This is a genomic window from Enterobacter asburiae, from assembly GCF_007035645.1.
GTDB classification, from domain to species: Bacteria; Pseudomonadota; Gammaproteobacteria; order Enterobacterales; family Enterobacteriaceae; genus Enterobacter; species Enterobacter asburiae_B.
In genome coordinates this window covers 4,361,946-4,383,028 of the sequence record NZ_AP019632.1, presented here as the reverse complement: position 1 = coordinate 4,383,028, position 21,083 = coordinate 4,361,946, and the positions used below count along the sequence as shown (strand labels likewise).

General features: G+C 56.9%; 13 protein-coding genes and 2 pseudogenes. 9 read left to right on the top strand and 6 right to left on the bottom strand.

The window, feature by feature from the left end; all coding sequences use genetic code 11:
- Window positions 1–3 precede the first annotated feature (3 nt).
- From bcsZ to FOY96_RS20990, 5 genes are all read left to right on the top strand, one after another.
- Window positions 4–1,110, top strand: coding sequence for a cellulose synthase complex periplasmic endoglucanase BcsZ (gene bcsZ / locus FOY96_RS21010; protein ID WP_033146873.1), 1,107 nt, complete (start codon window positions 4–6; stop codon window positions 1,108–1,110).
- The gene (gene bcsC, locus FOY96_RS21005; protein WP_143347683.1) at window positions 1,092–4,574 is read left to right on the top strand and encodes a cellulose synthase complex outer membrane protein BcsC; all 3,483 of its coding nucleotides are present in this window, start codon (window positions 1,092–1,094) and stop codon (window positions 4,572–4,574) included. The genes bcsZ and bcsC overlap by 19 nt, the downstream gene beginning before the upstream one ends.
- A gap of 119 nt (window positions 4,575–4,693) precedes the next feature.
- Window positions 4,694–6,700, top strand: coding sequence for a biofilm formation regulator HmsP (hmsP, locus tag FOY96_RS21000; RefSeq protein WP_064673669.1), 2,007 nt, complete (start codon window positions 4,694–4,696; stop codon window positions 6,698–6,700).
- A gap of 159 nt (window positions 6,701–6,859) precedes the next feature.
- Window positions 6,860–8,146 carry a dicarboxylate/amino acid:cation symporter gene (locus tag FOY96_RS20995; RefSeq protein ID WP_023309587.1) on the top strand — a complete coding sequence of 429 codons (1,287 nt, stop codon included), beginning with the start codon at window positions 6,860–6,862 and terminating at the stop codon, window positions 8,144–8,146.
- A 227-nt stretch (window positions 8,147–8,373) separates the two neighbouring features.
- Window positions 8,374–9,867: a M16 family metallopeptidase gene (locus tag FOY96_RS20990; protein WP_033146870.1), complete on the top strand. Its 1,494-nt coding sequence runs from the start codon at window positions 8,374–8,376 to the stop codon at window positions 9,865–9,867.
- A gap of 57 nt (window positions 9,868–9,924) precedes the next feature.
- Here the strand turns inward: FOY96_RS20990 and kdgK are convergent, their stop codons facing one another.
- The gene (gene kdgK, locus FOY96_RS20985; protein ID WP_048981464.1) at window positions 9,925–10,854 is read right to left on the bottom strand and encodes a 2-dehydro-3-deoxygluconokinase; all 930 of its coding nucleotides are present in this window, start codon (window positions 10,852–10,854) and stop codon (window positions 9,925–9,927) included.
- A gap of 228 nt (window positions 10,855–11,082) precedes the next feature.
- Between kdgK and pdeH the strand changes: the two genes are divergently transcribed.
- Together pdeH and FOY96_RS20975 are read left to right on the top strand one after the other, a co-directional pair.
- Complete coding sequence (pdeH, locus tag FOY96_RS20980) at window positions 11,083–11,856, top strand: cyclic-guanylate-specific phosphodiesterase (protein WP_023309584.1); 774 nt, start codon at window positions 11,083–11,085, stop codon at window positions 11,854–11,856.
- A 65-nt stretch (window positions 11,857–11,921) separates the two neighbouring features.
- Entirely contained in the window at window positions 11,922–13,964 is a 2,043-nt protein-coding gene (locus FOY96_RS20975; RefSeq protein WP_143347682.1) for an AsmA family protein, read from the top strand.
- Between the two features lie 60 nt (window positions 13,965–14,024).
- Here the strand turns inward: FOY96_RS20975 and FOY96_RS20970 are convergent, their stop codons facing one another.
- The 3 genes from FOY96_RS20970 to FOY96_RS20960 form a co-directional block, all read right to left on the bottom strand.
- Window positions 14,025–15,347, bottom strand: coding sequence for an MFS transporter (locus FOY96_RS20970; RefSeq protein WP_023309582.1), 1,323 nt, complete (start codon window positions 15,345–15,347; stop codon window positions 14,025–14,027).
- Between the two features lie 260 nt (window positions 15,348–15,607).
- Window positions 15,608–16,633: an inner membrane protein YhjD gene (gene yhjD, locus FOY96_RS20965; RefSeq protein WP_048981470.1), complete on the bottom strand. Its 1,026-nt coding sequence runs from the start codon at window positions 16,631–16,633 to the stop codon at window positions 15,608–15,610.
- Window positions 16,634–16,685: 52 nt separating this feature from the next.
- A complete protein-coding gene (locus FOY96_RS20960; RefSeq protein ID WP_143347681.1) occupies window positions 16,686–17,585 on the bottom strand; it encodes a LysR family transcriptional regulator in 900 nt (299 codons plus the stop codon).
- Window positions 17,586–17,704: 119 nt separating this feature from the next.
- Between FOY96_RS20960 and FOY96_RS20955 the strand changes: the two are divergent.
- Window positions 17,705–18,462: pseudogene (locus FOY96_RS20955) on the top strand (SDR family NAD(P)-dependent oxidoreductase).
- Window positions 18,463–18,559: 97 nt separating this feature from the next.
- Here FOY96_RS20955 and FOY96_RS23300 read toward each other — a convergent pair.
- A pseudogene (locus FOY96_RS23300) lies at window positions 18,560–18,658 on the bottom strand (lysozyme); the annotation flags it as partial.
- A 71-nt stretch (window positions 18,659–18,729) separates the two neighbouring features.
- Window positions 18,730–19,269 (bottom strand): GNAT family N-acetyltransferase, encoded by a 540-nt coding sequence (locus FOY96_RS20945; protein ID WP_143347680.1) that lies wholly within the window; start codon window positions 19,267–19,269, stop codon window positions 18,730–18,732.
- 148 nt (window positions 19,270–19,417) lie between these two features.
- Here FOY96_RS20945 and FOY96_RS20940 point away from each other — a divergent pair, with 148 nt between their 5' ends.
- A complete protein-coding gene (locus tag FOY96_RS20940; protein WP_094934861.1) occupies window positions 19,418–21,007 on the top strand; it encodes an STY4199 family HEPN domain-containing protein in 1,590 nt (529 codons plus the stop codon).
- Window positions 21,008–21,083: the final 76 nt, after the last annotated feature.

The window sequence follows — 21,083 nt, the reverse complement described above, 5'->3', positions numbered from 1 at the left end:
GTGATGAAAGCCTTTCGCTGGTGTGCATTAGCAGCGTTGATGCTGGCGGCGCTTCCTCTTCGCGCCGCCTGTACCTGGCCTGCCTGGGAGCAGTTTAAAAAGGATTACATCAGTGAGGGCGGGCGTGTCGTTGATCCCAGCGACACGCGCAAAATTACGACCTCGGAAGGGCAAAGCTACGCCTTGTTCTTTGCCCTTGCGGCGAACGATCGCAGCGCGTTTGACCAGCTGCTGACCTGGACGCGCGATAATCTTGCCAGCGGCAATCTCAACGACCATCTGCCCGCCTGGCTATGGGGCCAGAAAGATAAAGAGACGTGGGCGGTGATTGATACCAACTCCGCCTCTGACGCCGATGTCTGGATCGCCTGGTCTCTGCTCGAAGCGGGCCGGTTGTGGAAACATCCGGACTATACCCGCACGGGTAAGGCGCTGCTAAAACGCATTGTCAGTGAGGAAGTGGTGAAAGTGCCGGGGCTCGGCGCAATGCTGCTTCCAGGTAAAGTCGGTTTTGCCGATGAAAACGTCTGGCGTTTTAACCCCAGCTATCTTCCTCCGCAGTTAGCGAGTTATTTCACGCGCTTTGGTCCCCCGTGGACCCAGCTTCGTGAAACCAATCAGCGTCTGCTGCTGGAGAGCGCGCCGAAAGGGTTTTCGCCGGACTGGGTTCAGTATCAGAAAAACAAAGGCTGGCGGTTACAGCAGGATAAATCGCTGGTGGGCGGCTACGACGCCATCCGCGTTTATCTCTGGGTGGGAATGATGAGTGATAAAGATCCTCAGAAAGCCCGGCTGCTGACGCGCTTCCAGCCGATGGCGGCAAAGACAATGAAACGGGGTGTGCCGCCGGAGAAAGTGGATGTGGCGACGGGTAAACGCACCGGGAATGGCCCGGTCGGGTTCTCTGCCGCCATGCTGCCGTTTTTACAACAACGTGATGCCCAGGCGGTTCAGCGCCAGCGCGTTGCGGACCATTTTCCCGATAACAATGCCTATTACAGCTACGTGCTGACTCTCTTTGGGCAAGGATGGGATCAGCATCGTTTTCGCTTCACCGCAAAAGGTGAATTAATACCGGATTGGGGCCAGGAATGCGCAAGTTCACAGTAAATCTACTCACTTTATCGCTTGGCCTGGCACTGATGCCGATGGCTGAGGCCGCCAACTCTCCGCAGCAGAAACAGCTGCTGGAACAGGTTCGGCTGGGCGAATCGACACAGCGTGAGGATTTGGTTCGTCAGTCGCTTTACCGTCTTGAGCTGATTGACCCGAACAACCCTGACGTCATTGCCGCACGCTTTCGCTACCTGCTGCGCCAGGGCGATAACGCCGGTGCGCAAAAAGAGCTGGATCGTCTGAAAGGGATCGCGCCGGGCTCGAGTGCATACCAGTCATCACGCAACACGATGCTGCTGTCCACGCCGGATGGCCGCCAGCAGCTCCAGCAGGCGCGTTTGCTCGCCACCACGGGACACACGCAGGAGGCGATTGCAGCCTATGACAAGCTGTTTGACGGCAACCCGCCGGGCGGCGACGTGGCGACGGAATACTGGAATGTGGTCGCCAAAGATCCTGCTCGCCGGAATGCGGCCATTAACCAGCTCAAGAAAATCAACACCAGCAGCCCCGGAAATACACAGCTGCAGGCGACGCTGTCCCAGCTTTTGTTCCAGAGCGGACGCCGTGACGAAGGCTTTGCGGTATTGCAGGATATGGCTAAATCGACCAACGGGCGCAGCCAGGCGTCTGATATGTGGTATGACCAAATCAAAGGCCAGCCTGCCAGCAGCGCCAGCGTCAGCGCGCTGCAAAAATACCTGAGCGTATTCAGTGACGGCGATAGCGTCGCGGCGGCGCGTGCCCAGCTCGAAGAACAGCAAAAACAGCTCGCTGACCCGGCGTTCCGCGCGAAAGCGGAAGGGCTGGCGGCGGTGGATGCCGGGCAGGGAAGTAAGGCGGTCGCGGAACTGCAAAAAGCCGTCAGCGCCAACCATGCCGACAGTGAAGCAGTAGGTGCCCTTGGCCAGGCTTATTCCCAGAAAGGCGACCGCGCCCGCGCGGTGGCGCAGTTTGAAAAGGCGATTGCCCTCGATCCCCAGAGCGATAACCGGGGTAAATGGGACAGTCTGCTGAAGGTCAACCGCTACTGGCTGCTGATCCAGCAGGGCGATGCGGCCCTGAAGGCGAATAACCCTGCGCAGGCGGAACGTTACTATCAGCAGGCGCGCGGTATCGACAATACCGACAGTTATGCCGTGCTGGGGCTGGGCGATGCCGCAGCGGCGCGTAAAGATAATGACGCGGCGGAACGTTACTATCGCCAGGCGCTGCGTATGGACAGCGGCAACAGCAATGCGGTCCGCGGCCTGGCTAATATTTACCGCGCGCAGTCCCCGGAGAAGGCCTCGCAGTTTATCCAGTCTCTCTCCGCCAGCCAGCGCCGGAGCATTGATGATATTGAACGCAGTCTGACCAACGAGCAGCTCTCCGCTCAGGCAGAACAGCTGGAAAATCAGGGAAAATACGCCCAGGCGGCAGAGATTCAGCGCCGTCGTCTGGCGCTCTCTCCCGGCGACGTTTGGATAACCTATCGTCTCTCGCGCGATCTCTACAGCGCGGGTCAGCGCAGCCAGGCGGATACCCTGATGCGTCAGCTTGCCAGCCAGAAACCGTCCGACCCGGATCAGGTGTACGCCAGCGGGCTCTATCTTTCCGGCAACGATCAGGACCGCGCCGCGCTGGCGCATCTGGACACGCTGCCGCGCAGCCAGTGGAACGGCAATATTCAGGAGCTTGCCGACCGCCTGCAAAGCAATCAGGTGCTGGAAACCGCCAACCGTCTGCGCGACAGCGGCAAAGAGCAGGAGGCGGAAAACCTTCTGCGTCAGCAGCCGACCTCCACCCGCATCGACCTGACGCTGGCGGACTGGGCGCAGCAGCGTGGCGATCTGGCGTCGGCGAAAACGACGTACAGCGCCGTTCTGCAGCGTGAACCGCAGAACGAAGACGCGATCCTCGGCCTGACCGAGATTTACAGCGTGCAGGGCGACAAAGATGCCGCGCGCGCAGAGCTGGCGAAACTGCCCACCGCGCAAAACGGCCAGCCGCTGTCGCTCAACATGCAGCGCAGGATCGCGATGGCGCAGGCAGGCCTGGGCGATTCCGCTGCCGCAGAACAGACCTTCAACAAAATCATTCCGCAGGCTAAATCGCAGCCCGGCTCCATGGAAAACGCGCTGGTGTTACGTGATGCCGCGCGTTTCCAGGCGCAAAACGGTCAGCCTCAGCAGGCGCTGGAAACCTATAAAGACGCGATGGTGTCGACGGGTATCACCACGACGCGTCCGGCCGACAACGACAGTTTCACCCGCCTGACGCGTAACGATGAAAAGGACGACTGGCTGAAGCGCGGCGTGCGCAGTGATGCCGGTGACTTGTACCGTCAGCAGGATGTTAACGTCACGCTGCAGCACGACTACTGGGGCTCCAGCGGCACGGGCGGCTATTCCGACCTGAAAGCGCACACTACCATGCTGCAGGTGGATGCCCCGCTGTCTGACGGACGCATGTTCTTCAGAAGCGATCTGGTCAACATGGACGCCGGTTCATTTGATAACAATAACGGGACCTACGATCCAAAATGGGGGACCTGCTACGAAACGCCGTGTAGCGGCAACACCCATCAGTCCGACAATGGCGCAAGCGTCGCCGTCGGCTGGCAGAATAAAACCTGGGCGATGGATATTGGCACCACGCCAATGGGCTTTGACGTCGTCGACGTGGTGGGCGGTATCAGCTACAGCAGCGATCTGGGCCCCATCGGCTATACCGTTAACGCCCATCGCCGTCCAATCTCCAGCTCCCTGCTGGCGTTCGCCGGGCAAAAAGATACCAACACCGGCACCACCTGGGGCGGCGTACGTGCCACCGGTGGCGGCGTAAGCATGAGCTATGACAAAGGGGAAGCGAACGGCGTCTGGTCAAGCCTGAACGCGGAAACGCTGACGGGTAAAAATGTGGAAGATAACTGGCGCGTCCGCTGGATGACGGGTTACTACTACAAGCTCATTAATAAAAACAACGAGCGCCTGACGGTCGGCGTCTCCAATATGCTCTGGCACTACGACAAAGACCTGAGCGGTTATACCCTGGGTCAGGGCGGCTACTACAGCCCGCAGGAGTATGTCTCCTTCGCGCTGCCGGTGACCTGGCGTAAACGCACGGAGAACTGGTCCTGGGAGCTGGGCGGCTCGGTGTCCTGGTCTCACTCGAAAACCAAAGACGAACTGCGCTACCCGATCCAGAATCTGATCCCGACCGATGAGCCAGACCGCTATACCGACCGGGGCGTGATGGAAACGGGCAGCAGCTCCTCAGGCACGGGTTATACCGCGCGGGCCATTATCGAACGCCGCGTAACGTCCAACTGGTTTGTGGGCATGGGCGTGGATATTCAGGAAGCGAAAGACTATACCCCAAGCCATGCGCTGATCTATGTGCGTTACTCTGCTGCAGGCTGGCAGGGCGATATGGACTTACCGCCGCAGCCGCTCATCCCTTACGCGGACTGGTAATCGGATTATCCTTAATCCATTTGTAAGTCTCTCTTAATAGCGCGGCAATCGGGTATACTCAGGCGCGCCAGGTTTACACCCTGGCGCGCCCTGCGCTTCGAGTTTTGTGGAGAGTCATTTTGCGTGTCAGCCGTTCCTTAACAATCAAACAGATGGCGATGGTTTCTGCCGTCACCGTGCTGTTTGTACTGCTCTTCTGCGTAATTTTGCTGTTTCATTCCGTACAGCAGAATCGCTATAACACGGCTTCGCAGTTAGAAAGTATCGCGCGATCGGTGCGCGGCCCGCTCTCTGCCGCTATCCTGAAAGGGGATATTCCCGAAGCGGAAACCATTTTAAAACGCATTCAGCCTGCCGGCGTCGTTAGCCGCGCCGATGTGGTCTTGCCCAATCAGTTTCAGGCGCTGCGGATGAGCTTTATCCCGGAGCGTCCCGTCCCGATGATGGTGATGCGCCTGTTTGAACTGCCGGTGCAGATTTCGCTGCCCGTTTATTCGCTTGAACGCCCTGCCAATCCGCAGCCGCTGGCCTACCTGGTATTACAGGCGGATTCCTACCGCATGTATAAATTCGTCATGAGCTGGGTGGTTACGTTAGTGACCACTTGCTTACTTATGACGCTTATTCTCAGCGTGGCGCTCACCTGGTGCATTAACCGGCTGATTGTTCATCCGCTGCGCCGTATCGCCCGCGAGCTGAATACGCTTGCGCCGCAGGATCAGATGGGGCATCAGCTTGAGCTGCCGCGTCTGCATCATGACGATGAGATAGGCATGCTGGTGCGCAGCTACAACCTCAACCAGCAGCGCATTCAGCGCCAGCAGGATGAGTTAAACAGCAGCGCCACGCGCTTCCCGGTGTCGGAGCTTCCCAATAAAGCCTTCCTGATGGCGATGCTGGAGCAGACCGTTGCCCGTCAGCAAACCACGGCGCTGATGGTTATCGCCTGTGAAACCCTGCAGGACACGGCTGGCGTGCTCAGGGAGAGCCAGCGCGAAATGCTGCTGCTGACCCTGGTGGAAAAAGTGAAGTCTGTCCTTGCCCCGCGCATGGTGCTGACCCAGGTCAGCGGTTACGACCTGGTGGTGATTGCCAACGGCGTAAAAGAACCCTGGCATGCGATCACTTTAGGTCAGCAAGTACTCACTGTCATTAATGAGCGGTTGCCCATTCAGGGTATCCAGCTTCGTCCAAGCGCCAGTATCGGTATTGCGATGTACTATGGCGATTTAACGGCAGAGCAGCTTTATCATCGCGCGTTCTCGGCGGCGTTCACCGCCCGGCGCAAAGGCAAAAATCAGATCCAGTTCTTCGCGCCGGAAGAGATGGAAAAGGCGCAGCAGCGACTGACGGAAGAGAGCGACATCCTGACCGCGCTGGATAACCGCCAGTTTGCCCTCTGGCTACAGCCGCAGGTGAATTTGCTGACGGGAGAAGTGAAAAGCGCCGAGGCACTGCTGCGCGTGCAGCAGCCGGATGGTTCATGGGAGCTGCCGGAAGGGCTGATTGAGCGCATTGAGTCCTGCGGCCTGATGGTTACCGTCGGCTACTGGGTGCTGGAGGAGTCCTGCCGTCAGCTTGCCGCCTGGCAGGAGCGCGGCGTGACGCTGCCGCTGTCGGTCAATTTGTCTGCCCTGCAGCTTATGCACCCGACCATGGTTTCAGAGATGCTGGAGCTGATCCATCGTTACCGAATCAAGCCTGATACGTTAACTCTGGAAGTGACGGAGAGCCGACGCATCGACGATCCTAATCAGGCAGTCGCAATTCTGAAACCGCTGCGTAATGCCGGCATTCGCATTGCGCTGGACGATTTTGGTATGGGATACGCCGGGCTGCGTCAGCTTCAGCACATGAAAACCCTTCCGGTGGATGTGCTCAAAATTGATAAAGCGTTTGTCGACGGTCTGCCGGGCGACAGCAGCATGGTGCAGGCGATTATCCAGATGGCGCGCAGCCTCAACCTGCATCTTATTGCCGAGGGGATTGAAACCGAAGCGCAACGTGCCTGGCTGGCAGAGGCGGGCGTGGAGAGCGGACAAGGCTTCCTTTTTGCCCCTGCTGTTCCTTCGGATGTCTTTGAAGAACGATACCTTTCTGGTGCTGACAATAACGCAAAAGTGTAATTTTGTTGCTGGCTTGTGCGAGCCAGCTCAAAGTTCTTAACATTTGTGTTTCAAATTTGAACTGAGTTTATTTCTGTCCTGTTATGTGGGTGTTATTTTAAAGCCGCAGGTTAACCATAACCTTACAAAGCCTGTGGTTTTTCTTCCCAAGGACACCTTATGAAAACCTCACTCTTCAAAAGTCTTTATTTCCAGGTCCTGACAGCCATCGCCATCGGTATTCTGCTGGGTCACTATTACCCTGAGCTGGGCGCGCAAATGAAACCGCTTGGCGACGCGTTCGTTAAGCTCATCAAAATGGTCATCGCTCCGGTGATCTTCTGTACCGTAGTAACGGGCATCGCTGGCATGGAAAGCATGAAGGCGGTCGGTCGTACCGGTGCAGTGGCGCTTCTCTATTTTGAAGTGGTCAGTACCCTTGCGCTGATTATCGGTCTGATCATCGTCAACGTGGTGCAGCCGGGCGCGGGGATGAACGTAGACCCGTCAACGCTGGATGCCAAAGCGGTCGCGGTGTATGCCGAGCAGGCGAAGGATCAGGGCGTGGTGGCCTTCCTGCTGGACGTGATACCGGGCAGCGTCATTGGCGCGTTCGCCAGCGGAAACATCCTGCAGGTTCTGCTGTTTGCCGTGATGTTTGGCTTTGCTCTGCACCGTCTGGGCAGCAAAGGCCAGCTTATCTTTAATGTGATCGAAAGCTTCTCCCAGGTGATTTTCGGCATCATCAATATGATCATGCGCCTGGCGCCGATCGGTGCTTTCGGCGCGATGGCCTTCACCATCGGTAAATATGGCGTCGGTACGCTGGTGCAGCTGGGTCAGCTGATTATCTGCTTCTATATCACCTGTATCCTTTTCGTGGTCGTGGTGCTGGGCTCCATCGCCCGCGCGACGGGTTTCAACATCTTCAAATTTATCCGTTACATCCGCGAAGAGCTGCTGATCGTTCTGGGGACTTCCTCTTCAGAATCGGCGCTGCCGCGTATGCTCGACAAGATGGAAAAGCTGGGGTGCCGTAAATCGGTGGTCGGGCTGGTGATCCCGACGGGCTACTCCTTCAACCTGGACGGCACCTCGATATACCTGACGATGGCGGCCGTGTTTATCGCTCAGGCGACCAACAGCCATATGGATATTTTCCATCAGATTACCCTGCTGGTGGTGCTCCTGCTCTCCTCTAAAGGCGCGGCAGGCGTGACGGGCAGTGGCTTTATCGTGCTGGCTGCTACTATTTCCGCTGTGGGTCACCTGCCGGTGGCGGGTCTGGCGTTGATTCTCGGTATCGACCGCTTCATGTCAGAGGCGCGTGCGTTAACCAACCTGGTGGGTAACGGCGTGGCGACGGTGGTGGTGGCGAAATGGGTGAAAGAGCTGGATCACAAAAAGCTCGACGATACTCTGAATAACCGTTCAACTGACAGCAAAAATCCTGGCTTAACCTCTTAATCTTGTCACAAATGCCCGTATTCCCTTGTCGGGATGCGGGCTCCTGCGCATAATAACTGTTCGTACCTGTCATAATTCGACAAGATTTTTTTTGGGTATATTTCACTTCTGACCGTGACGTTTTGCCGAACGCGCGGTCTAATCGACGTGTTTTCATCGTCATCTTTAAGAGTGAAGCGCGTCGCGAAACACTCTTTTTTAACCAGGAATGTTGATCAGGGGTTCACATGCAGGGCACAAAAATTCGACTCTTAACCGGCGGTTTGCTGATGATGGCAGCAGCCAGTTATGTGCAGGCAGATGCGCTCCAGCCAGACCCGGCCTGGCAACAAGGGACATTAGCGAACGGTTTTCAGTGGCAGGTTTTAGCCACTCCGCAACGTCCCAGTGACCGTGTAGAAATCCGTCTGTCCATTAATACCGGTTCCCTCGCGGAAAGCACTCAGCAAACCGGTTTTAGCCATTTTATTCCCCGGCTGGCGCTCACGCAGAGCGGCAGCCTGCAAGCGGTTCAGGTGCGTTCGCTTTGGCAGCAGGCCATCGATCCGAAACGCCCGCTCCCTCCGGCTGTGGTCTCGTATGACTACACCATGTTTAACCTGAGCCTGCCTAATAACCGTAACGACCTCCTTAAAGAAGCGCTTACGTATCTCTCCGATGCCTCTGGCAATCTGGCGATTACGCCGGACACCGTCAACTATGCGCTGAGCAACAGCGACATGGTGGCGACCTGGCCCGGGGATACCAAAGAGGGCTGGTGGCGTTACCGCCTGAAGGGCTCGACGCTGCTGGGACATGACCCGGCCGAACCGCTGAAACAGCCGGTGGACGCCGAACAGGTAAAATCGTTCTACCAGAAGTGGTACACCCCGGATGCGATGACGCTGATCGTGGTGGGTAACGTGGACAGCCGCGCGGTGGTGGAGCAGATCAACAAAGCGTTTGGTGATTTGAAAGGCAAGCGTGAAACGCCAGCCCCTGTCCCGACGCTCTCTCCACTGCGTGCAGAGCCTGTCAGCATTATGACGGACGCCGTGCGTCAGGATCGCCTCTCCGTCATGTGGGATAACGCCTGGCAGCCCATCCGCGAGTCCGCGGCGATGTTGCGCTACTGGCGTGCCGATCTGGCGCGTGAAGCGCTGTTCTGGCACGTTCAGCAGACGCTGAGCAAGAACAACGTGAAGAATATCGGTCTTGGTTTTGACTGCCGCGTGCTGTTCCAGCGTGCGCAGTGTGCCATCAACGTTGAATCGCCGGGCGATAAGCTGAATGCTAATCTGGGCGTGGTCGCAAAAGAGCTGGCAAAAGTGCGTAAAGAGGGGCTTTCCGAAGAGGAATTCAACGCTCTCGTGGCGCAGAAAAAACTTGAGCTGCAGAAGCTGTTTGCGACCTACGCTCGCGCCGATACCGACATTCTGATCAGCCAGCGTATTCGCTCCCTGCAGAATCAGGTGGTGGACATTGCGCCGGAACAGTATCAGAAACTGCGTCAGGACTTCCTGAACGGTCTGACCGTCGAGATGCTCAATCAGGACCTCCGTCAGCAGCTGTCGCAGGAGATGGCGTTGATTCTCCTGCAACCGAAGGGCGAGCCGGAATATGACATGAAGGAACTTCAGAAGACCTGGGATTCCATTATGGCTACCGCGCCGCAGCCCGCGCAGGCCGCCACGGCTGATGATTTACATCCGGACGCGACTGATATTCCGCAGGGGCAGTAATGCTTCAACATTCCCTCTCCCTGTGGGAGAGGGGGAGGGCATTAGCCCGTACCCTCCTTAAACAGGCATCGCCTCACGCGGAATAATCGCCCCGCGATACTGAATCACCGTGCTGGCCGTCAGGTGACCACGCTGTGCCGCCGCTTCCGGCGTTCCACCCGTCAGACGTACCGCCAGATAGCCCGCGCTGAATGAATCACCGGCCGCCGTGGTATCAATCACTTTCTCTCTGGCAAGCTTCACCGCCGGAACGTCAACCAGCGCTTCGCCCGCCACCGCGACCAGGCACGAATCCGCCCCGCGCTTAATCACCACTTCGCTCACGCCAGCCGCCTGCGTGCGTGCAATCACGTCCTCTACCGGTTTCTCACCCCACAGGGCGTCTTCATCGTCGAGCGTCAGGAAGGCGATGTCGGTGCACTGCAGCATCTGCTGATAGATCTGCTGCGTCTCTTCGCGGCTGGCCCACAGGCGCGGGCGGTAGTTGTTATCGAAAATAACCTTGCCGCCGTTTGCACGGCATTCGCGCAGCAGCGAGAGCAGTTTTTCACGGCTGGTAGGGCTCAGGATCGCCAGGCTAATCCCGCTCAGATAGAGGTAGTCAAAGGTCGCCAGCTCTTCGCAGATGGCCGCGGCCGCGTCGCTCTCCAGCCAGAATTTGGCCGCGGCTTCGTTACGCCAGTAATAAAACGTGCGTTCGCCGGTGCTGTCGGTTTCGATGTAATAAAGCCCCGGGAGGCGGTTCTCCATACGTTGAATCAGCGACGTTTCGACATGTTCACTCTGCCAGGCCTCCAGCATTTGCTGGCTGAAGCTGTCCGTACCCAGGGCGGTCACGTAGTTCACGGTGAGCGCCTCAGGCGCGACCTGACGGGCAATATAAACGGACGTGTTTAACGTATCGCCACCAAATCCGCGGCTGACTTCCGCGCCTTTTTGTGACAGCTCAATCATGCATTCGCCAATCACGGCAATTTTTTTGGACATAGTCGTGAACCTGAACAGAAGAATTATCAGCAGTGTGCGCTGAGTGAATTAACCGGTCAACTATATTAAAACAACGTTCCATTATTTATTTGAGCCAGCGCGTGTTCCCGCGCATTTCTGTCATCTTAATTTCATTTTCCCGGTGAATTGAACATAAAGTTCTCAATTGTCGCGCCGATAATCCTGTGACGAGTCCAGAAAGGCTATCCCAACAACAGGACATCTGAAATGAAGTCAGAGCAGGTTATCCAGCGGCTGAGCACTACGCCTGAGGCAAGTATTGAGAACTTGCAGGAGCATCGCTACTGGCTGCAATGTGAGCGTGCGTACACCTATCAGCCGATCTACCGAACAGATGGTCGACTGATGGCAATTGAAATTTTGACCGTCGTTACGCATCCCTCAAACCCTACTCAGCGCATCGCGCCGGATCGCTATTTTGCCGAAGTTGCCGTTCGCCAGCGTCTGGACGTGCTGGAAGAACAGCTTCGTATGCTGGCGACGAAGCAGCCCTTTTTCGAACAGCACGATATCCTCGCCTCGGTGAACGTCGATGGTCCAACCCTGCTGGCGCTGCGTCAGAACGCAAAATTGCAGGAGCTGATCGCCACCCTGCCGTGGATGCGCTTTGAGCTGGTGGAGCATGTCCGCCTGCCGCAGGACTCCTCGTTTGCGTCGATATGCGAATACGGCCCGCTGTGGCTGGATGACTTTGGCACCGGCATGGCGAACTTCTCCGCCCTGAGTGAGGTGCGCTACGACTACATCAAAGTGGCCCGCGACCTGTTCATTATGCTGCGTCAGACCCCGGAAGGGCGGAATCTGTTTACGCTGTTATTACAGCTGATGAACCGCTATTGCCAGGGCGTGATTGTTGAAGGTGTGGAAACACTGGAAGAGTGGCGTGATGTGCAAAACTCTCCCGCAGCGGCGGCGCAAGGCTATTATCTCTCCCGCCCGGTACCCATGGATCGCCTCGATAGCGTTATAACGACCCTCTGATAAGCCCGCTTCCCTTTGTCTGGACTATAGTTTTACAGAACAGGTCATCAGGAAAGGGGATAAAAATGACGAGAACAACCAGGGTAATCTCCTGGACAGCAGGGATTTTCTTGTTGTTGATCGTGGTCGTCGCCATCATTATTGCGACGTTTGACTGGAACCGTCTCAAGCCGACCATCAACCAGAAAGTCTCAACCGAACTGAACCGCCCCTTCGCCATACGCGGTGATTTAGGGGTGGTGTGGGAGCGTCAGAAAGAGGAGCCCGGCTGGCGCAGCTGGATCCCCTGGCCTCACGTCCATGCCGACGACATCATTCTCGGCAACCCGCCGGATATCCCGGACGTCACCATGATCCACCTGCCGCGCGTTGAAGCCACGCTGGCTCCGCTGGCGCTCCTCACCAAAACGGTCTATCTGCCGTGGATCAAACTTCAGCAGCCCGATGCGCGCCTGATCCGACTTTCAGAAAAAAACAACAACTGGACGTTTAACCTTGCCAGCGACAGCGAAAAAGATCCGAATGCCCGGCCTTCTTCCTGGTCGTTCCGTCTCGACAATATTCTCTTCGATCGCGGGCGGATCGCCATCGACGATAAGGTCAGCAAGGCGGACGTGGAGATCCTCGTCGATCCGCTGGGCAAACCGCTGCCGTTTAGCGAAGTCACGGGCACGAAAGCAAAAGGCGACGCGGCAAGCGTGGGTGACTATGTCTTCGGCCTGACGGCAAAAGGACGCTACAACGATCGGCCTCTCAGCGGTAAAGGGAAAATAGGCGGCATGCTGGCGCTGCGGAGCGAAGGCACGCCGTTCCCGGTGCAGGCGGACTTCCGTTCCGGTAACACCCGCGTGGCGTTCGTTGGCACGGTCAACGACCCGATGAATATGGGCGGCGTCGACCTTCAGCTTAAATTTGCCGGCGATTCGCTGGGCGAGCTGTATGAACTGACCGGCGTGCTGCTGCCGGATACCCCGCCGTTCGAAACGGACGGGCATCTGGTTGCCAAAATCGACACCGAAAAAGCGTCCGTTTTTGACTACCGGGATTTCAACGGCCGCATCGGCGACAGTGATATTCACGGCACGCTGACCTACACCACCGGAAAACCGCGCCCGAAACTGGAAGGGGATGTTGAGTCCCGTCAGCTGCGTCTGGCCGATCTTGGTCCGCTGATTGGCGTGGATTCGGGTAAAGGTACCAGGTCGAAAGAGGTCAAAAAGGATGTTCAGCCTGCCGGCAAAGTGCTGCCATACGATCGCTTCGAAACCGACAAATGGAACGTGATGGATGCGGATGTGCGCTTCAAAGGCGGAAAAATTGAACATGGCAGTACGCTTCCAATCAGCAATCTTTCGACCCATATCCTCCTCAAAAATGCCGATCTGCGCCTGCAGCCGCTGAAGTTCGGCATGGCGGGCGGGACAATTTCCTCGAACATTCATCTGGAAGGCGATAAGAAGCCGATGCAGGGACGGGCGGAGATCCAGGCGCGTCGATTGAAGCTGAAAGAGCTGATGCCGAACGTAGAGCTGATGCAGAAAACCCTCGGTGAAATGAACGGTGATGCCGACATTCGCGGCGTGGGGAACTCGGTGGCGGCGCTGCTGGGCAGCGGCAATGGTAACCTGAAGCTGCTGATGAACGACGGGCTGGTCAGCCGCAACCTGATGGAGATCCTGGGGCTGAACGTGGGTAATTTCGTTATCGGGCAGATCTTCGGTGATGATGAGGTGCGGGTGAACTGCGCGGCGGCCAATCTGGATCTGGTTAACGGCGTGGCGCGTCCGCAGATATTTGCCTTCGACACGGAAAACGCGGTGATTAACGTGACCGGGACCGCCAGCATGGCCTCGGAGCAGCTTGATTTGACGATTGACCCGGAAAGTAAGGGGATCCGCATCATCACTCTGCGCTCGCCGCTTTACGTGCGCGGGACCTTCAAAAACCCTCAGGCGGGCGTGAAGCCCGGACCGCTGATTGCGCGCGGTGCGGTGGCTGCGGCCCTGGCTACGCTGGTCACCCCGGCCGCAGCGCTGCTGGCGTTGATTTCGCCGTCAGAAGGCGAGGCCAATCAGTGCCGGACTATTTTGTCGCAGATGAAGAAGTAGCTCCCTTTCTCCCTCTCCCTGTGGGAGAGGGCCGGGGTGAGGGCATCAGGCCGCAGTGAATTACAGAGCCTGGTGCTTCGTCTCGTGCGTCAGCAGCAGCGCAATCAGCGTCAGCGCCGCCATGGCCGCCAGATAGACGCCCACATAGAACAGACCATAGTTCGCCTGCAGCCAGGTGGCGATATACGGCGCAACGGACGCGCCCAGAATAGAGGCAACGTTATAGGAGAACGACGCGCCGGTATAACGCACTTCCGTCGGGAACAGCTCAGGCAGCAGCGCGCCCATCGGGCCGAAGGTCAGCCCCATCAGGCTCAGGCCAATCAGCAGATAGGCCATCACCAGCGCCGGGCTACCTGAACCCAGCAGCGGTGGGAAGACGAACAGCGCGAACAGAATAATCAGCGTGGTGATCGTAATCATGCTCGCACGACGACCGAATTTATCCGCCAGCAGGCCCGCAATCGGTACCATCACGCCAAACCCGATCACCGCCATCATCAGCATCCACAGCACTTCGTTACGCGGCAGCCCCAGGCCAACCGGCGCGGCGGCGGTACTGAACGTCATGGAGTAGACGGTCATGATGTAGAACAGCGTATAGGTTGCCAGCATGATGAACGTGCCCAGTACGGTCACGCGGACGTGTTTGGTCAGCAGCGTACCCAGCGGCACTTTCACCTGCTTGTTCGCCGCGGCCACTTTCGCAAAAACAGGAGTCTCATGCAGCGAAACACGCACATACAGGCCAATCAGCACCAGCACGGCTGAGAAGATAAACGGGAGACGCCACCCCCAGCTCATGAACTGTTCATCCGTCAGCAGCCAGGAGAGCAGCAGGAACGTCCCGTTGGCAAAGAAGAAGCCAATCGGCGCGCCCAGCTGCGGGAATGAACCGTACAGCGCGCGCTTGCGCGCCGGGGCGTTCTCGGTGGCCAGCAGCGCCGCGCCGCCCCATTCACCGCCCAGCCCCAGACCCTGACCGAAACGCGCCAGCGCCAGCAGGACCGGCGCCAGAATGCCGATGGTTTCATAGGTCGGCAGCAGACCGATGGCTACGGTGGAGATGCCCATCGTCAGCAGCGAGGCCACCAGGGTGACTTTTCGGCCAATGCGATCGCCAAAGTGTCCAAACAGCGCAGAGCCAATCGGACGCGCAACAAACGCGATGGCAAAGGTGGCCAGAGACTGCAGCGTGGCCGCCGTCGGATCGCCCTGCGGGAAGAAAATATGCGGGAAGACGATGACCGCGGCGGTGGCATAAATATAAAAGTCGAAGAACTCAATGGCGGTGCCAATCAGCGAGGCGACGACAACTTTATTGCGCGAGTTTACCGGAACGTTTTCCGTTCCTGAGTCGAGTGTGGTGGCTGTTGCTTGCATAATATTTTCTTATTTTTGTCGAACGAAAGGCCATATTACGCACAGCAAAAGCGACATTTCAATCTGTAACAAAGCCGCGCGCTGGTGATAAAAGCAACAAAAAGCGGATAATTTTCAGGCCAGCGAAAACACGTCTATGAAATGCTTCACAGATTTTAAATATCAGTCAATTAAACTGGTTTTCAGTTAAATAAAAGTTACGGACTGGATTTATATGCTGAAATGATGAATCGGGCTGAAATTTCAGCCCGAGAGCGGGGCTAGCGGTGTGTTTTACCGGGCATTCGCGTGTCGCCTTTGTACTCGGCGGTGGCAATCCATGCCGCGCAGAACAGGGTCAGACGGGCGAAGAAATAGAAGAAGGCCATCAGTCCCAGCACCGAGCCAAACGCCGCGCCAGAAGGGGATTTCACCAGCGACGGCAGCGTGTAGGTCATCACGATTTTGATCACCTCAAAGCCGATCGCCGCAATCAACGTGCCGCGGATCAGCGCCTTCTTGCGCGGACGATGGCGGGGCAAGCGCCAGAATATCCAGAAGAACAGCAGGTAGTTGGCGAAGATGGAAATGGCCAGCCCAATGCCGCGCCAGGCGGGCTTGAGCCATTCGATGTAATCAAGATACAGCGCGGAGATGATCATCTGCTGCGCCGAGCCCGCCACGGAGGTAATGGAAAGCGTCACGATCAGCGCGACGAGCAGGCCAATCAGCGAAACAAAATCGCGGAGATACTTCACCCAGATTTTCTCCTGGTCCTGCGGCTTACGCTCCCAGACGTCGCGCGACTGGGCGCGGATGGCCTCGCGCAGGTTGCCCATCCAGTTAACGCCGGAGTAAAGGGCAATCAGCAAACCGACGATGCCGACGGTGGTACGCTGCTGAACGGCGGTATTGATGGTGCTTTTGAGCGTGCTGGCAAGGGTCGGGTCACTGACGTTATTCAGGATCTTAGTGAAGATATCCTGCAGCAGCGTCGGGTGCGACGCGAGCACAAAACCGGCTGCCGCAAACGACACCATCAGGATGGGTATCATCGACAGGAAGGAAAAATAGGTGATGGCGGCACCAAACTGGTTTCCCATACGGTCATTAAACCGTTCTGTGGCGCGTATCAGGTGCGCAATCATGGGAAGCTGCTGGATCTTTTCTGCCATGCTGGTAACCGTACCCAGCGCTTTGCTGGCTGTTCCCGGCGTTGCGGGCGCTTCAGGCTCGGTTTCCATCTTTTTGATGGGGTCATACTCTAAATGTTGAGTCGGTCGTTGCGGATTGTTTTCCGGCGTCACGCGCATTTTCCTTTTCGTTGAGCTGGATGTGTTTTTGAATTATAGCTTGCGGCTAGTCCACGTAAGCTTTTGTGAGTTCGGTAAGCCACTCCATGAACAGATGGACCCGGCGGGAGAGGTTGCGGCGGTGGGGGTAAATCAGGGAGACAGGCATCGGTTCAGCCCGGTATTGCGGGAGGATCTCAATCAGTTTCTTCGCGCGCAGTAAATCACGCACCCCAACCCGCGGAACCTGAATAATGCCCAGCCCGGCGAGACAGGCAGCCTGGTAAGTTTCCGTGCTGTTGACGGTTAACACCCCGCCCGTTTTTATCCACTGCGTCGCACTGCCGTTATAAAACTCAAAGCCCTGCGGGCGGGTTCCCAGCATCGCGGCGTAGTGGATGACGGCGTGCGAGCCTAAATCGTCCAGGATTTCCGGGTAGCCAAATCGCGCCAGATAATCCGGGCTGGCGCAGTTAATCACCGACAGCTTGCCCAGCGGACGGGCAATCAGCCCTGAATCCTTCAATGTGCCGACGCGCACCACGCAATCAAACCCTTCGCGGATCACATCCACCAGACGATCGCTGCTGCTGAGCTCCAGTTCAATGCCCGGATAGTGCTGCAGAAAAGCAGGCAGTTTGGGGATGACTAAATTTCGAGCAACGCCGACGGGCATATCCACGCGGAGCCGACCGCTGATGCTGGAAGGATCGTGCTGAAACATACCGTCGAGTTCATCAAGGTTTGCCAGCAGATCTTTTGCCCGTTCGTAATAGACCATGCCATCCTGCGTCAGGCTGACGCGGCGCGTGGTGCGGTGCAATAGCTGAGTGCCAAGCCGGTTTTCCAGGGCCTGAATTTGCCGCGAGACGCTGCCTTTCGGCAGGGTTAATGTTTCGGCCGCGCGGGAAAAACTCTCCAGTTCCGCGACGCGGACGAACAACTGCATTGCGTGAATTTTATCCATAGAGGAAGCTCATTGTTGTTTCTGGTGAAACAGTGAAGCGTTTTAACCCATCTTTATTGATTTTCTATCACCTAATAAGCTCTTTCTCAATCTCCTTAACAGCCAAAACGAGGTTTATGATGAGTGAACGTATCGCATTAGTGACGGGTGGTAGCCGTGGTCTGGGTAAAAACGCTGCGTTAAAGCTGGCGGCAGACGGAACGGGAATTGTCCTGACATACAACCGTAGCCAGCAGGAAGCGCTGGATGTTGTGCATGAAATTCAGGAAAAAGGCGTCAACGCAGCGGCATTACAGCTCAACGTCGGGGATATCACGGGTTTTGAGCATTTTGCCCGACAGCTTCAGGAAACCCTTAAGACCGTCTGGCAGCGCGAAACCTTTGACTATTTATTGAACAATGCCGGAACGGGTTTATATGCGCCCTATGCCGACACGACGGAAGCCCAGTTTGATGAAGCGCTGAACATTCATTTCAAAGGACCTTTCTTCCTGACCCAGCGCCTGCTGCCGCTGCTTAACGACGGGGGCGTATCCTCAACGTCTCCAGCGGGCTGGCCCGTTTTACCCAGCCGGGCTCTGGGACCTACGCGGCCATGAAGGGAGCGATGGAAGTGCTGACGCGTTATCAGGCGAAAGAGCTGGGCGCGCGCGGAATTTCCGTCAATATCATTGCGCCGGGCGCGATTGAAACCGACTTTGGCGGCGGACGCGTGCGCGACAACGCAGAGCTGAATCAGCTGCTGGCGTCGCAGACGGCGCTGGGACGGGTGGGGCTGCCGGACGATATTGGCGATGCCATTGCGGCACTGCTCAGCGATAAATTGGGCTGGATGAATGCGCAACGTATTGAAGTATCAGGTGGTATGTTCCTGTGATGCACGGGCTTAAGGGGAAGGAACCTCTTAAGGAAACCCTTAATATGGATGTGTCTGCATACTGACAGTGATAAAGAACGCAGGCAGCCATAGCCGATAACCCCTTTTCATCACGATATTTCTCCAGAGAAAGACCCTGATGTTTATTTATTAACGCAATGGCGGCAGAAAATATTTTCAGCGAATGACGTTTGATATTCGTTTCCTCTTAATAGCGACACTGAAGAGGAAACGACGTCCGGGAAATATCTGCTAAAAAGCGGTTGGTCAGGAATTATTATTCAGGTATTCCTGCTGTAATAAACCAAATAGCCAGTCATTTTGCCAGCGCCCCGCAAGGTAATAGCTCTCGCGTAATTCACCTTCCAGACGAAAGCGGGCTTTTTCCAGCAGGCGTCTTGACGCGACATTTCCCGCGGTGACGGTGGCGGTGAGCCGCCGTATACCGCCCTGATGAAAAGCGTAATCGCAAAGCGCTTTCAGGGATTCAAAGCCGTAACCTTTCCCCTGCGCCTCGGGTGCGAAAAGGAAGCCCACTTCGGCGCAGTCCTCCTCCCGATGAATATACCCGGTAACGCCCAGCGGGGCCTGTGAGGCGGTGTCACGCACGACGAGACAAAGCCAGTGCGCGCTGCCCGGTGCCCATGGGGCCAGGCGCGAATCAAACGCCTCGCGGATCGCCGCGGCGGGGCGGTCTTCCGCCACAAAGCGCATCACGTCCGGGTGCTGCTGTAGCGCCAGAAAAAAGGGCCAGTCTTGCTCCTGCAGGGGCGAACAGGTCAGTCGAGAGGTAATTAAAACCGGCATTCAGATTCTCCTGAAACATTTTAAATCATTTTAGGGTTGTCACTTTATTTCAACAGAAAGTCAGGTATGGTTAACCGCGTATAAATAAAAAGAATAAAGGGCGTTTCGTGCCCATTCCGGATGTCTTCGTTGTCGCTTAAGGAAAACAATGACTCTCAGCACATCACATCATATTCGCGAACAGTTTGAACACTGTCTGGCGGTCATTCGCCATGCGTCGGTGGAAATTTTACTCCTTCTGAATGTACATGCTTCTGAGGGAAAAGATCCACGCTGGTTTCTGGAACAACTCGACAGCGCGCGATTAGCTCTGGGCGGCTGGGGAGCCGTTGCGAAAAAACTCAACCTCAATGATGCCGAGATGTCGGAATTTACGCTCCAGCTTCGCCTGCTGCAGCAGCGCGTTCCGCAGTATGAAAGCGGACAGGATGTGAGTGAAAACCAGCTTATTGCGGCGATGCGGTTTGTGACCGCGCTGGAACATCTTCGCCTGCAGCAGCCGCTGTTGACCTACAGCACCGACCTGGCACCGGGAAGCGAACTCCAGCAGCAGCAGGCGCACAAGCAGGTACGCGCGATTGAGCTGATGATTAAAGGACTCATCCAGCAGGCCTGGCCCGATCAGGTGCGGCTGAACAACCATCTAAAGACCCTGTTTAACGCTGACCGCGTACGGCGCTGGCTGAAGCTTGGCGAGATCAATGATGTCCTGAGCGGCATGATGTTCAGTGAACTGGCGCAGATGCTGGTGGATAAAAAAGAGTTCAGCCGCTATTACGCTTCGCTGTTCAGCGACCCGTCCATGCTGACGCTGCTGGTTGAGCCGCGCAAAACGCTGCAAACCTTCCTCGATGACATCCGGCAAATCCGCAACAGCATCACCGTTCAGAAAACGTTAAGCTCGGCGCAAATTCAGCTGCTGGATAGCTACTACGCGCAGATCGCGCGGCCCGTTCAGCGCGCGTTTGAAGAGGGGAGAACGCGCGTCAATCCGGCCGGATTCATGGCGGTAGATGCCAGCGAATTGCATACCTTCTGGGAAAAGGCGCAGAAAATGGATCGGGTCACCGGTGGGGATCTGTTTGAAGTCCGTGACACCATTGAAAAGCCGACCCAGCGCGCGCCGCGTACCCCTGAACAACGCGAGCAGCTCATTTCCGGTGCGCTATGGGGGGCGGTTGGCGTCATGGTGATTGCTATCGTGGCGGGAGGCTTCTGGCTGGTGACCAGCAGCAAACCGCAGCCTGCAACCGCCAGCGCGGCTGAAGCGGCTCCTCCGCAGGAAATGCGCGAGACGCCTTCCTCGCGCGAAACGCTCACGCGCATGGGGGTCACCTGGGACGAGAATAATTTCCGCTCGGCCATTAACCGCAACGATACCCGCGTGACCCTGCTATTTTTGCAGGGCGGTATGGACTGGAAGCTGTCCTGGACCGAAGAGGCGATGTCGGCAGGCTATGACGATGTGCTGGAGCTGATGCTACGCTACCGCCAGAACATGGTGGAAGAGAAGCCGTGCCGTCGCTTCATCAACACGCTCAGCCACGCCATGTCGAACGGCGAGTCTCTGACCTCGGTTCGTAAAGAGTATCTCAAAGCGTTCTGCACCGTGCCTGCCGTGGTGAAACGCCAGCAGCACGATCTCGACATGGCCACTCGCCGCGCGCAGTCGCAGCCGGATGCCACCACGAAAAAATGGCAGTCCATTCAGACTGCCATTTATGAGGTGATTCGCTAAAATTTTTCCCCTCACCCCAGCCCTCTCCCCATAGGGGCGAGGGAGATGAAGAGCGCACCGTGCAGTCCCCTCTCCC

Bases quoted from the DNA above. Each gene is read 5' to 3' on its own strand.
- bcsZ (WP_033146873.1), top strand. From the start codon at position 4: ATGAAAGCCTTTCGCTGGTGTGCATTAGCAGCGTTGATGCTGGCGGCG.
- bcsC (WP_143347683.1), top strand. From the start codon at position 1,092: ATGCGCAAGTTCACAGTAAATCTACTCACTTTATCGCTTGGCCTGGCA.
- FOY96_RS20995 (WP_023309587.1), top strand. From the start codon at position 6,860: ATGAAAACCTCACTCTTCAAAAGTCTTTATTTCCAGGTCCTGACAGCC.
- FOY96_RS20990 (WP_033146870.1), top strand. From the start codon at position 8,374: ATGCAGGGCACAAAAATTCGACTCTTAACCGGCGGTTTGCTGATGATG.
- kdgK (WP_048981464.1), bottom strand. From the start codon at position 10,854: ATGTCCAAAAAAATTGCCGTGATTGGCGAATGCATGATTGAGCTGTCA.
- pdeH (WP_023309584.1), top strand. From the start codon at position 11,083: ATGAAGTCAGAGCAGGTTATCCAGCGGCTGAGCACTACGCCTGAGGCA.
- FOY96_RS20975 (WP_143347682.1), top strand. From the start codon at position 11,922: ATGACGAGAACAACCAGGGTAATCTCCTGGACAGCAGGGATTTTCTTG.
- FOY96_RS20970 (WP_023309582.1), bottom strand. From the start codon at position 15,347: ATGCAAGCAACAGCCACCACACTCGACTCAGGAACGGAAAACGTTCCG.
- FOY96_RS20960 (WP_143347681.1), bottom strand. From the start codon at position 17,585: ATGGATAAAATTCACGCAATGCAGTTGTTCGTCCGCGTCGCGGAACTG.
- FOY96_RS20945 (WP_143347680.1), bottom strand. From the start codon at position 19,269: ATGCCGGTTTTAATTACCTCTCGACTGACCTGTTCGCCCCTGCAGGAG.
- FOY96_RS20940 (WP_094934861.1), top strand. From the start codon at position 19,418: ATGACTCTCAGCACATCACATCATATTCGCGAACAGTTTGAACACTGT.